A 12780-nucleotide genomic window follows, 5' to 3' on the forward strand; every position below is an offset into this window, starting at 1 on the left:
TACTGAATAGAAGTCCACTTTATTTCATACGTTGTAAAAAACAAGGTGTGATGTCGAATGAAGTGGATTTCAATCCATTCAAAAAAGCGTTTACGTATTTTATATGTATTGTTTATGTTGATGGCAGTAGCAATTATCATCCGACTGTTGTTTTTGCAGGTGTTCGATCAAAAGGAACTGACAAAAAAAGCAGAAGAAAACTGGGATCGTGAAATTCCATTTGCGAATGAGCGGGGACATATTACGGACCGAGACGGTAAAAGTATTGTGACGAATAAGTTAGCACCTACTTTATATTTTATGCCTTCTCAAAGTAATGATATTGAAGGTGCCGCAGCAAAAATAGCCCAAGTGCTTGAAGTAGATGAACAAAAACTATTGGAAAAAATGAATAAAAAAGTATACTTAGTAAAATTGGCACCTGAAGGCAAAAATATTTCTTATGAGAAAGCCGTTACATTACAAGGTATGCAAATTGAAGGATTATATAGTGGTGTAGATTATTCAAGGGACTATCCTTATGGTACGTTATTGTCACGTTTTATTGGTTTTACAGGCTATGATGCGCAAGGGCTAGCAGGTATTGAATATGAATACGATAAGTTCTTACAGGCAAATTCCTCTGCTATACGGCTTTTTACAGATGCTAGAGGTAATAACTTACCTAATGTAGCGAGCGCATGGAAGTCTGGAGAAGACGGTGCCACGATCGAACTAACGATTGATGTGGATGTACAACAGGTGGTTGAACGAGAATTGTCACAGGCAATGGAACGCTATGAAGCTGACCAAGCAATGGCTATTGCGATGGATCCCAACACAGGAGAAATATTAGCATTATCCTCGTATCCAACCTTTCATCCAGCACAGTACCAATTAGTTGAACCAGCTATCTATAATCAGAATTTACCAGTTTGGATGACTTATGAACCAGGTTCTACGTTCAAAATTATAACACTCAGTGCGGCACTAGAGGAAAATGTAGTGGATTTAGAACGTGATACTTTTTACGATCCTGGTTATACCATGGTTGCGGGAGCTAGGCTGCGCTGTTGGAAACGTGAAGGTCATGGACATGAAACTTTTCTTGAAGTGGTAGAAAACTCTTGTAACCCAGGTTTTATTGAATTAGGCCAGCGTATCGGTAATGAAAAACTACTTCAATATGTTAAAGATTTTGGCTTTGGTGAAAAAACGGGTTCGAATATTGCTGGGGAAGCATCAGGCATATTATTTTCAAAAGAAGCATTTGGTCCAGTAGAGCAGGCAACGACTTCATTCGGGCAAGGAGTAGCCGTAACACCAATCCAACAGGTGCAAGCAGTTGCCGCTGCAGTGAATGGGGGCAAGCTTTATACGCCATATGTTGTGAAAAAGGTTTTTAATCCGACTACTGGGGAAGTTATAAAAGAAACCGAACCAATCGTGAAAAGACAGGTTATTCGTGAAGAAACATCGGCAAAGGTACGTGGTGCGCTAGAGTCTGTTGTTGCCAAGGGTTCAGGGCGCCAGGCTTATCGAGATGGCCTTCGCATTGGAGGCAAAACGGGTACAGCACAAAAAGTAGAAAATGGTCGTTATAAGGATGGCGAATATATCGTATCTTTCATAGGCTTTGCACCAGCGGATAATCCACAAATTGTTGTCTATGTAGCAGTAGATAACCCGAAGAAAACGACGCAATTCGGTGGTGTTGTGGCAGCACCAATTGTTGGTCAAATTATTGAGGATGTTGCACCTTTTGTGGGTATTGAAAAATCGAAGGAACAGCTTGAAAAAGATTATCGATGGGGTGACCCAATTACTGTAAAGGTACCAAGTTTTATAGGTCAGACAAAGGATGATATTGCCAAGCAACATTACCCATTTCGTATTAAATGGCACGGGGAAGGGGCTAAAATTGGTAGTCAATTACCTGAAGTGGATAGTGTTATCGAACAAGATGGCACCATACATTTATATTTAGAGAACTAATGTAACTTTACCTTTAAAAAAAGGGAAAGAACCACTATTATTATGAAGGGTAGTAATAAATATATGAAAGTTTGTACTTTTTTCTTAATGAAGAAAGGGAAACGAGATTTAAAGGAGATTTTTCAATGAAACTCGCAACAACGCTTACCATTTTAGCTATTGCTTTTATAGTAACAGTTATCCTGGCACCAATTAGTATTCCGCTTCTTCGTCGACTGAAGTTTGGGCAAAGTATTCGTGAAGAAGGGCCAAAATCCCATATGAAAAAGGCTGGGACACCGACAATGGGGGGCCTTATCTTCTTAATGGCCATTATTCTCACAACTATGGGGATTGGTAGCTTTTTAGATTTATTCACGACTCAAACGGTGGTCCTCTTACTCGTATTAGTGGGGTTTGGATTGATAGGCTTCCTAGACGATGGTTTAAAGGTGATTTTTAAACGTAATTTAGGATTAACCTCGATTCAAAAACTAATAGGTCAAATTGTTATTGCCATCCTTGCTTATTTCTTATTGCATGTTGGTTCTTTTGACACAACACTGGCTATTCCATTTACAGACTGGACAATTGATCTTGGTATTTTCTATGTAGCCTTTTTAATTTTCTGGTTAGTCGGATTTTCAAATGCAGTAAACTTAACGGATGGACTAGACGGACTTGTGGCAGGAACAGCATCTATTGCATTTGCTGCATTTGGCGTTATTGCTTTATTCCAGAATCAAGCAGACGTTGCCTTATTCACATTTGCAGTGACGGGTGCCCTACTTGGATTTTTACTGTTTAACGCAAATCCAGCGAAAGTGTTTATGGGAGATACGGGTTCATTAGCGCTTGGCGGAGCTCTTGCAATGGTTTCTGTTTTAGTAAAGGAAGAGTTTTTACTCGTATTAGTTGGATTAGTATTTGTGATTGAAACATTATCTGTTATTTTACAGGTGGGGAGCTTTAAACTTCGCAAAAAACGTATTTTTAAAATGAGTCCTATTCACCATCATTTTGAATTATCTGGTTGGTCGGAATGGAAGGTAGTACTTGTTTTTTGGTCAACTGCTTTAGCAGTGGCATTGATTGCAGTTTTATCGGAGGCGTTCTTATGAAAAACTATACAGATTTACAACATAAAAAAATTCTTGTTCTAGGTCTAGCAAAAAGTGGCGTAGCAGCAGCTGAGATTTTACATGAGCTTGGAGCCTTTGTGACGGTTAATGATTCGAAGCCGTTTGATGAAAGCCCAGACGCACAAGGCTTATTGCAAAAAGGCATTACGGTTATTTGTGGACGCCATCCAGAAGATTTACTCGATGAAGGTTTTGAACTGGTCGTGAAAAATCCAGGAATTCCTTATAGCAATAAAATTGTCGCAGACGCACTAAGCCGTGATATTCCTGTATGGACAGAAATAGAGTTGGCGTACTTAATTAGTGATGCACCGTTTATTGGTATTACCGGATCGAATGGTAAAACGACAACAACGACATTGATTTTTGAAATGCTAGAGAATGGTGCAAAAAAACCGTTAATTGCAGGGAATATTGGGACAGTCGCATGTGGAGTAGCAAGGGAAGCGGAGAAAGATAATGTGATTGTCACTGAACTTTCTTCTTTCCAACTGATGGGAACGAAAACATACAAGCCGAAAATTGCTATTTTAACAAATCTTTACGATGCACATCTTGATTATCATGGCACTTTTGATAATTATGCAGAGGCAAAGTTTGGGGTAACACGTAATCAGGATGAAAGCGATTATTTCATCTATAATGCCGATCAACCAATTGTAGTTGGCTATGCTACAAAATCAAATGCAAAGAAAGTGCCATTTACTTCAAGAGGGTATGCACATGAAGGTATTAGTGCAGATGATACAACAATCTATTGGCAAGGCGAGCCGTATATGGAACGAGCGAATATCGCTCTTCCTGGTAAGCACAACTTAGAAAATATTTTAGCAGCCATAGCAGCTTGTCTATTAGTTGGCTGTGAAAAAGAGAAAATGAAAGAAGTTTTAGCGAACTTTGGTGGCGTGCGTCACCGTACGCAATATGTCCGTGAATGGAACGGCCGGAAGATTTACAATGACTCCAAAGCAACAAACTGCTTAGCAACGAAAAGTGCCTTGGATGCATTTCAGGCACCTGTCATTTTACTAGCAGGTGGCTTAGACCGTGGTCATTCATTTGAAGAGTTACGCCCTTGCATGAACCATGTGAAAGGTGTCGTTGCATTTGGTGAAACAGGCTTACGCTTTGTAGAATTTGCGAAATCATGTGGTGTGCAACACACTGTTATTGCTCAGAACGTAGAGGATGCGGTGCATTACGCAGCACCGATGTCTGCAGAGGGTGATGTGATTCTACTATCACCAGCTTGTGCAAGTTGGGATCAATATGACAGCTTTGAAATACGAGGTGACGTTTTTATTGATGCTGTAATGAAGCTGTAATGAGCCTGTAACTATTTTAGAATATACTTGACTTGGAAGGATGGCATTACTGAGAGGGAAAGAAAGCTATTTATTGCTTGTCACAACATTGATGCTATCAGTAATCGGCATTATTTTCGTCTATTCTGCAGGCACTTATTGGAGTGCCATTCATTATAGTGGAAAAATGCCGTTTTATATGAAGCAAAGTATATACTTTGTCGTAGGCATTGTAGTGTTTCTAATTACCATTCGTTTAAATATTCTGCGGGAGCAGTCCTTTTGGAAAATGGCCTATATATTTTCATTGGTTTTACTGGTCCTTGTTCTTATTCCTGGTATTGGACTGGTAAGAAACGGTTCTCAAAGTTGGATTGGTTTAGGCCCATTAACGATACAACCTGCAGAGTTGACGAAAATTACAGTCCTTGTATACATGAGTCATATATTAGCGCAACATAAAACAGGTACGCCGATTGTTAATTGGCGGCATGGATTAATCTTGTTATTACCTGTTGTACTTATTATGCTGCAACCGGATTTTGGTTCGGTATTTATACTTGTTGTTTCCGTGTTCTTATTATTTTTTGTAGCTGGGTACCCACTGAAGCTATATGCGATGTTTATGGTAGCGGGTATTGCCGGATTAGCTATTTTAATAGTCACGGCACCATACAGGTTAAAGCGCATTGAAGCATTTATTGACCCCTGGGTAGATCCTTTAGGCAGTGGCTTTCAGGCGGTGCAATCATTAATGGCGATTGGGCCAGCAGGTATTTTTGGACATGGTTTTGGCCAGAGTAGACAAAAATTTTTATATTTACCTGAGCCGCAAAATGACTTTATTTATGCGATTATTTTAGAAGAAGTTGGCTTACTTGGTGGGCTCGTTATTTTAGCCTTATTTATCTTGACAATATATGCAGGCTATAAATTTGCTGTACAGGCTAAGAACAGAACGTCCTATTATGCAATTATTGGACTTGTGACGATGTTAACTGTGCAAGCATTTTTAAATATAGCAGTAGTGATTGGTTTGGTCCCTGTAACGGGTGTCACATTACCCTTTATTAGCTACGGCGGGACATCTTTAGTAACAATGTGGTTAATAATAGGTATTATTTATCAATTAGCGAAATAAATATAAAGGAGGAGTACTTTTTTGGAGAAAGTAATTGATATAGAAGATCGCATACCTACGCTTAAAAAGCGACGAAAAAAGCGTACGAATCGCAAATTTATAGTGCTGATATTACTTTTCTTTTTAGTACTAGCAGTACTCCTTTATTTTCAATCTCCTTACAGTGATATCAAAAAAATCACGGTTAATGGTGCACAACTAGCAGAAGAGCAATATTACTTACAGACTAGTAACCTTGCGCCTGGGAAGTCGATGTGGAGCTTTAAAGTAGGAGATGTAGAAGAGGCTTTACGGAAGGATAAATGGGTACAAGAGGCGCATGTTAAGCGTAATTGGCTACGAGGCGTAACGATTGATATAAAGGAATGGAAAAAAGTTGCGTACTTAGCTGGTGATGGTACCTATTATCCATTACTTGAGAATGGTAAGCGTTTTGAGCAGGCTGAAGACAGCATTCCGATTGATGCACCTGTCTTTATAGGCATAACTGGAGAAAAAACTATTAACAAGCTTGTAGAGCAGTTAGCACGCTTAAAACCAGAAGTTTTAGCCTTAATTTCTCAAGTAAATACGAATGGTAATGAGACGAATCCAAATGCTGTCAAGCTTTATATGAATGATGGCTATGAGGTACGCGCAGTTATTCAGACATTAGCTGAAAAGCTAAACCATTACCCTTCAATCGTAGCGCAAATTGCAAATTTAGAAAAAGGTATTATCGATTTAGAGGTCGGCTCGTATTATCGTTCTTTTAATGATGAGTACAACCAAGTAAGTATAGACATGGAAAATCCAGATGGAGAAACGGCCAACCAGGAAGTGACAGAAGATGAACAACAAGAAAACGAATAGCAAAGGAAACTTCTTTTCAAGAAAACAATTTGAGCTGCTCATCGTTTGCGTGACAACAGGCTTTATCATCGGCTATTCCTACAACCAGGCAAGGGATAATCGGGAATCCAGTGCCATTAATTCACAACTTTATGAGCAAGAAGATTCGTATCGTGAGGAGTTAATTGAACAGCAAGAACGCAATAAAGAGCTTACAGAAGAGGCAAGTGCTTTACAAGAGAAAATACGCAAATATGAAAAAGAATTCGCATCTAGTGAAAAAAATTATAAGCAGCTTGTTGAACAAGCAGAAGATTTACGTTTATTACTAGGAGATTTAGATTCAGAAGGGAAAGGAATACGTATTACCCTTCAAGATGGTGATTATGATCCTAAGTCTGTCAATCCTAATGATTATATCGTGCATGAAAGTCATGTGTTTAAGCTGCTAAATGAACTGAAAATCTCTGGTGCACAGGCAATAGCTATTAACGGACAGCGCATTATAGCAAATTCTTATATTCGCTGTAATGGACCTGTTATTACGATTGATGGTAAGCAGCACCCAGCGCCTTTTGTTATTGAGGCAGTAGGAGACTCAGCAACACTCAGTGCCTCCTTAAACTTAAGTGGTGGCGTAGTAGATCAGCTGTTAAAGGACAATATTATTGTGTCACTAGAAGAAAATCAAAAACTAACAATGCCAAATGTAAAAATAGAAAGTTAACTATATCCTGATTTAGGACAAGCCTTCCGTCGCTGTGACAGCTCCTTGCACAAGTTTGGAGGCGATGACGCCGAGGTGTTAATTACGATACGTCTAGGAGGGGCTATTTTGAAAAAAAATATGTACACCCGAATAACGATCGTGCTATTTATTATCGGTTTGATGATAGCGGTACAGTACAATACCATTCAAAAACCAGCTGAGCGAGATACACGAGATATTTGGGCCATACGAGAAGAATTAGCAGAAGAGAAAAAAAGGCATTCCACATTATTAGCAGATATTCGCTCACTTAATGATGTAGTGGGTCGCTATGAGCAATCTGAAAAAGCAAATTTACAATCTATTTTAAATGAAACTTTGGATAGTTTAAAACAACAAGCAGGACTAACAGAAGTCACAGGACCAGGTGTGATACTTCGCGTCAAACCAGCGCCGGAATTAGTAGCAATGGGCTATGACCTCGAAGAAATCTCTCCTGATTTACTTACTCAATTATTGAATGCCTTGTTTAAATACGATGCTACAAGTGTTGCCATAGATGGTAACCGCATTGTACATACAACAGCCATTCGAGACATAAATGGAAAAACTACGGTGAATAGTGTTCCACTAACCTCACCACCATTCGAGATTTATGTTGGGACAACTTCTTTTAAGGAAGCGCAGAAAATGTATAACTCAATTCAAGCTTCCACATTTATCGACTCCTTTTATTTAGATAATTTTAATTTAGTAATAGAGGAGCCAATTGAATATTTAACAATCCCGGCATTCGATCATTCATTGACAAACGATTATTTAACAGAGGGCAAAAAAGGAGATTAATTTATGTGGCTACCATTTTTAGGTTTGGCATTTGGACTTGCCTTGGGCTTGTTAACAAATATCCAGATACCCTCTATTTATGAAAATTATCTTTCAATAGCAGTTTTGGCAGCGTTAGATACATTATTTGGCGGTATACGTGCCCAATTACAGCAAGTCTATGATGATAAAGTATTTGTATCAGGTTTCTTTTTTAATATAGTTCTGGCAGCAGGGCTTGCCTTCTTAGGTGTGAATTTAGGTGTGGACTTGTATTTAGCAGCCATTTTTGCTTTTGGCGTACGTTTGTTCCAAAATATTGCAATAATTAGGCGTATATTACTAACTCGATTAGATGAAAAACGTCACAAGAAGAACAAAACTTCCATAGAATGAGAGAAAAATTGCCCAAAATACTCGATTTGCTTAGACATTATGCTAGATTTACAATAGAATGAAATTAAGAGCATTTTTCAAGGAGGTGCAGCGAATTGAACCAACAAGAATTATATATATCACTTGATATTGGGTCATCCTCTATCAAAGTATTAATAGGTGAAATGAGCGACGGACAATTACACGTAATTGGGGTCGGAAATGTAAAATCGAATGGCGTTCGAAAAGGCGCGATTGTTGATATTGATGCAACAGTTCAATCTATTCGAAAGGCAGTGGAACAAGCAGAACGAATGACCGGTTATCAAATCGATGAAGTCGTTTTAGGCGTTCCAGCAAACCAGACGATGTTACAGCTAGTTAAAGGTGTTGTCGCTGTAAATAGTGAAAATAGAGAAATTACAGATGATGATTTAGACAGAGTGGTAGAATCTGCACAAGTCATGTCAATACCTCCTGAGCGTGAATTAGTAAACATCATTCCAAAACAATTTATTGTGGATAATTTAGACGAAATCAAAGATCCACGCGGTATGATTGGAATTCGTCTCGAAATGGATGCAACGATGATTACAACCTCTAAAACACTTTTACACAATGTACTTCGTTGTGTGGAGAGAGCAGGCTTAAGTATTAGAGAGATTTATCTGCAACCATTGGCAGCCGGTTATTTTGCTTTAACGGAAGATGAAAAAAATCAAGGTACTGCCTTCATAGAATTGGGAGGCGGTTCAACAACTATAGCAGTATTTGAAGAAGGTTTGTTAACTCATACGGGTGTGATACCAATTGGTGGTGATCACATTACAAAAGACATTTCAATTGTCTTAAAAACACCGACAGAGCAAGCAGAACAAATCAAACATCAATTTGGACATGCCTTTTACGACGATGCATCAGATGATGAACTCTTTGAGGTGCCGATTGTGGGTACAGATTCAAGAGATCAGTATAGCCAGCGCTTTATTTCAGAAATTATTGGTGCTCGTTTAGAAGAGTTATTTGAGTTAGTGATTGATGAGTTAGCACGTCTAGGCGTTCGAGATTTACCAGGTGGTGTTGTTTTAACTGGTGGTGTTGCAAAGCTTGATGGTATTGCGCAACTGGCGCGCCAGATACTGCAAACGCGTGTTAGAATATATATACCTGATTATATTGGCGTTAGAGAGCCTTCATTTACGACGGCAGTTGGACTAATTCGTTACGCCTATTTAGAAGATGATTTTTACGGAAAAAGTACGAATACGCAACCTATTGAATATGCGGTTGTAGGATCTCAATCAGCGACACCTAAGAAGCAAGAATATGCTGCACCATCAGAGTCTAAGGGAAGCGTAATCGGGAGAGCAAAAAAATTATTTGATAAATTTTTTGATTAACTTGAATGCGTAATGAATGATACAGAGTCGAGTTACCGTGGGAGGAAAAAAAGTATGTTAGAATTTGATACAAGTGTTGATCAACTTGCAGTTATAAAGGTCATTGGTGTCGGTGGCGGCGGTAACAACGCTGTCAACCGAATGATAGAACATGGTGTACAGGGTGTTGACTTTATCGCAGTAAATACAGATGCACAGGCTTTGAATTTATCGAAGGCTGAAATAAAGTTACAAATTGGTACAAAGCTTACACGTGGTTTAGGGGCTGGTGCAAATCCCGAGGTAGGGAAAAAGGCTGCTGAAGAAAGCCGTGAACAGTTAGAAGAAGTTCTACGCGGTGCGGATATGGTATTCGTAACGGCTGGAATGGGTGGTGGCACAGGTACTGGTGCTGCGCCAGTGATCGCACAAATTGCGCGTGATCTAGGAGCACTCACAGTCGGTGTAGTAACAAGACCTTTCACATTTGAAGGTCGCAAACGTCAAACACAAGCAATCGGTGGTATTGGCGGCATGAAGGAAGCGGTAGATACATTAATCGTGATTCCAAACGACAAGCTATTACAAATTGTCGATAAATCTACGCCAATGTTAGAAGCCTTCCGCGAAGCGGATAATGTTTTACGTCAAGGTGTACAAGGTATATCAGATTTAATCGCAACCCCGGGTCTTATTAACTTAGACTTTGCAGACGTAAAAACAATAATGTCTAATAAAGGTTCTGCATTAATGGGAATCGGTATAGCAACAGGTGAAAACCGTGCTGCAGAAGCAGCGAAAAAAGCGATTTCAAGTCCTTTACTTGAATCATCAATTGACGGCGCTAAAGGTGTTCTTATGAATATTACTGGCGGCTCAAACCTTAGCTTATTTGAAGTACAAGAAGCAGCCGATATCGTAGCTTCCGCGTCTGACGAAGAAGTAAATATGATTTTCGGTTCTGTTATTAACGAGAATTTAAAAGATGAAATTATCGTAACAGTCATAGCGACTGGTTTCTCTGAAGAAGCTTTACAACAACATCGTGGGGTTGCACGTCCAACATTAAATGCCAATAGACAAGCTGCTCCTCAACAACAAGCGCCAATTCGTGAGCAACGTCAAGAGGTTCATGTTCAGCAAGAACAACCACGTCAAAACCAGCAGAATTATGCACAGGATGATATGCTTGAAGTACCTGCATTTTTACGTAATCGTAAAAATCGTGGATAAAAGACAAGTATTTATCTTCTTGAAAGCTCGTATTTTACTTCGGTAAAATACGAGCTTTTTATATTTATAGGGCTGGTTTTGTACCATCGGTTCTACGCTTTCGCTTACTTCTTTTGACAGATGTTATGGATGATTTGAACTTTGTGGTTCCGGACTTGAAAGAAAATGATTTTCTTTATTATGTTCAAATGTGTAAGGAAAGCATGTATTTTGTCAAAACATTTTAACGAATTGATGCGATTGTTTGACAATATTTGTGACTGTGGCGTGCTAACTTTGTAAGTAGGAGGCGGCTGTTATGTATGGAGAATGGCTGGTGCTCATTAATACGCTTTATAATCTAGCGATACTCACGTTTACGGCAAAAGTAACACGGGTTCATGTAAAGAATACGAGATTATTAGTGAGTTCTATTTGTAGTAGTTTGATAGCTGTAATCGGTGGTCAAATGCTGATGACAATATTGCTAAGTTTTATCGTACTAATTGGTATTGCATTTCAATTCAAGATTCGAAGTTTTCAGAAGCAAGGACCAATTGTATTGGTAGCAACAATTGTTATTGGCGGACTTTTAACTGCGTTACAACCGTATTTAAAGAATCTATCTGTCATTCATTTGATTGTCATTTGTTTATTGTTAGCAATTGGCTATCTCGCTGTTTTTTATAAACAATGGGGGTTTGTGAAGTTGGAGCGTATAAGTGGTCAGTTTGTTTTTGATACAACATTAAGGATTTTCGATGTAATGATACCACTGTCGGCATTTGTTGATACAGGAAATCAATGCATCGAGCCTTTATCAGGAAAACCTGTCCATTTTGTTTCTTATACCGCTTTACGACCACATTTACCAGTAGCGATACGAAAAGGATTATCTGAATGGCAAGAAACTGATCCGTACGATGTATCAATGTTTTCAGCAGATTATCAACGACTAATTCGATTTATTCATGTAAATACAGTGCAACAACAAGCAGTTGTATTAGGTTTTCGCTTTGATGAGTGGCTTATAAAAGGAGAACCGTCACAAGTGAAAGCAAATGAATATATCGTTTTAACGAAAAAAGCTAAAAATTTTCCACATAGCACAGCAGCAATTTTACATTTTTCAGCGCTTTCAAATAACTCATAGAGGGGGAGAACTATTGCTTCTTAGGCTACTTGCTAGCTTGAAAAAATTATGGGGTAAGTTTCGGAGTCGTGAAACGTACTATATAGGGGGAAATGATTCATTGCCAGTGCCACTAAGTCGAGAAGAAGAAGTCACAGTCATTGCATCCTTTATGAACGGAGATTTACGAGCAAGAGACACACTTATTGAACGTAATTTACGTCTTGTAGTATATATTGCTAGACGTTTTGATAATACGGGTACACCAATTGAGGATTTAATAAGTATTGGATCAATTGGTTTGATTAAGGCGATTGAAACGTTCAATACCGATAAAAATATTAAGCTTGCAACGTACGCATCACGTTGTATTGAAAATGAAATCTTGATGCATTTACGTAAGACAAGTCGCATGAAGGGTGAGGTTTCACTAGATGAGCCATTAAATTCAGATGCAGATGGAAATGAATTACTTTTGTCAGATATTTTAGGAACAGAGGAACATATAATTTTAGATAATGTGGAAAAGAAAATCGAGCGACAACATATGTTCCATGCCATAAATTTACTAGGTGCGCGTGAAAGATATATTATGGAATGTCGTTTTGGCTTAAACGGAAAAATTGAAATGACGCAAAAAGAAGTAGCTGATCATTTAGGTATCTCGCAATCATATATTTCCCGTCTAGAGAAGAAAATTATTCAAGATTTACGGGAAAATTTGAATCAGCCAATATCATAGTTAGGGAAATTTATCCTACCTAAAATTGGTCGAAA

General features: G+C 38.6%; 12 protein-coding genes. All 12 read left to right on the forward strand.

Going from position 1 to position 12780, the window contains the following annotated elements; all coding sequences use genetic code 11:
• The first annotated feature begins 57 nt into the window (after positions 1-57).
• The 12 genes from H131_RS06690 to sigE all read left to right on the forward strand — a co-directional run bounded on the left by H131_RS06690 (position 58) and on the right by sigE (position 12745).
• Entirely contained in the window at positions 58-1974 is a 1917-nt protein-coding gene (locus H131_RS06690) for a stage V sporulation protein D (RefSeq protein ID WP_010858330.1), read from the forward strand.
• 125 nt (positions 1975-2099) lie between these two features.
• On the forward strand, positions 2100-3074 hold the full coding sequence (gene mraY / locus H131_RS06695; RefSeq protein ID WP_010858331.1) for a phospho-N-acetylmuramoyl-pentapeptide-transferase: 975 nt from the start codon (positions 2100-2102) through the stop codon (positions 3072-3074).
• The gene (gene murD, locus H131_RS06700; RefSeq protein WP_010858332.1) at positions 3071-4420 is read left to right on the forward strand and encodes a UDP-N-acetylmuramoyl-L-alanine--D-glutamate ligase; all 1350 of its coding nucleotides are present in this window, start codon (positions 3071-3073) and stop codon (positions 4418-4420) included. Before mraY ends, murD begins: the two co-directional genes overlap by 4 nt.
• 40 nt (positions 4421-4460) lie before the next feature.
• Positions 4461-5540: a putative lipid II flippase FtsW gene (gene ftsW / locus H131_RS06705; protein ID WP_010858333.1), complete on the forward strand. Its 1080-nt coding sequence runs from the start codon at positions 4461-4463 to the stop codon at positions 5538-5540.
• Positions 5541-5561: 21 nt separating this feature from the next.
• Entirely contained in the window at positions 5562-6392 is an 831-nt protein-coding gene (locus H131_RS06710) for a cell division protein FtsQ/DivIB (protein WP_010858334.1), read from the forward strand.
• Complete coding sequence (locus H131_RS06715; protein ID WP_010858335.1) at positions 6370-7098, forward strand: DUF881 domain-containing protein; 729 nt, start codon at positions 6370-6372, stop codon at positions 7096-7098. The genes H131_RS06710 and H131_RS06715 overlap by 23 nt, the downstream gene beginning before the upstream one ends.
• A 108-nt stretch (positions 7099-7206) precedes the next feature.
• A complete protein-coding gene (locus tag H131_RS06720) occupies positions 7207-7926 on the forward strand; it encodes a DUF881 domain-containing protein (RefSeq protein ID WP_010858336.1) in 720 nt (239 codons plus the stop codon).
• A 3-nt stretch (positions 7927-7929) separates the two neighbouring features.
• On the forward strand, positions 7930-8301 hold the full coding sequence (locus H131_RS06725; RefSeq protein ID WP_010858337.1) for a small basic family protein: 372 nt from the start codon (positions 7930-7932) through the stop codon (positions 8299-8301).
• A gap of 95 nt (positions 8302-8396) precedes the next feature.
• On the forward strand, positions 8397-9680 hold the full coding sequence (gene ftsA / locus H131_RS06730) for a cell division protein FtsA (RefSeq protein ID WP_010858338.1): 1284 nt from the start codon (positions 8397-8399) through the stop codon (positions 9678-9680).
• Between the two features lie 54 nt (positions 9681-9734).
• Positions 9735-10892 carry a cell division protein FtsZ gene (gene ftsZ, locus H131_RS06735; RefSeq protein WP_010858339.1) on the forward strand — a complete coding sequence of 386 codons (1158 nt, stop codon included), beginning with the start codon at positions 9735-9737 and terminating at the stop codon, positions 10890-10892.
• Positions 10893-11190: 298 nt separating this feature from the next.
• Complete coding sequence (locus tag H131_RS06740; RefSeq protein WP_010858340.1) at positions 11191-12024, forward strand: sigma-E processing peptidase SpoIIGA; 834 nt, start codon at positions 11191-11193, stop codon at positions 12022-12024.
• A 13-nt stretch (positions 12025-12037) separates the two neighbouring features.
• Complete coding sequence (gene sigE, locus H131_RS06745; RefSeq protein ID WP_024362133.1) at positions 12038-12745, forward strand: RNA polymerase sporulation sigma factor SigE; 708 nt, start codon at positions 12038-12040, stop codon at positions 12743-12745.
• The last annotated feature ends 35 nt before the right edge of the window (positions 12746-12780 follow it).

Origin of the sequence: Lysinibacillus sphaericus OT4b.31, assembly GCF_000392615.1 — a bacterium.
GTDB classification, from domain to species: Bacteria; Bacillota; Bacilli; order Bacillales_A; family Planococcaceae; genus Lysinibacillus; species Lysinibacillus sphaericus_B.

What these genes read in the sequence shown, in the direction of transcription:
- H131_RS06740 (WP_010858340.1), top strand. Translation starts at nt 11,191, where the DNA reads ATGTATGGAGAATGGCTGGTGCTCATTAATACGCTTTATAATCTAGCG.
- H131_RS06690 (WP_010858330.1), top strand. Translation starts at nt 58, where the DNA reads ATGAAGTGGATTTCAATCCATTCAAAAAAGCGTTTACGTATTTTATAT.
- ftsW (WP_010858333.1), top strand. Translation starts at nt 4,461, where the DNA reads ATGGCATTACTGAGAGGGAAAGAAAGCTATTTATTGCTTGTCACAACA.
- H131_RS06725 (WP_010858337.1), top strand. Translation starts at nt 7,930, where the DNA reads ATGTGGCTACCATTTTTAGGTTTGGCATTTGGACTTGCCTTGGGCTTG.
- mraY (WP_010858331.1), top strand. Translation starts at nt 2,100, where the DNA reads ATGAAACTCGCAACAACGCTTACCATTTTAGCTATTGCTTTTATAGTA.
- ftsZ (WP_010858339.1), top strand. Translation starts at nt 9,735, where the DNA reads ATGTTAGAATTTGATACAAGTGTTGATCAACTTGCAGTTATAAAGGTC.
- H131_RS06715 (WP_010858335.1), top strand. Translation starts at nt 6,370, where the DNA reads ATGAACAACAAGAAAACGAATAGCAAAGGAAACTTCTTTTCAAGAAAA.
- murD (WP_010858332.1), top strand. Translation starts at nt 3,071, where the DNA reads ATGAAAAACTATACAGATTTACAACATAAAAAAATTCTTGTTCTAGGT.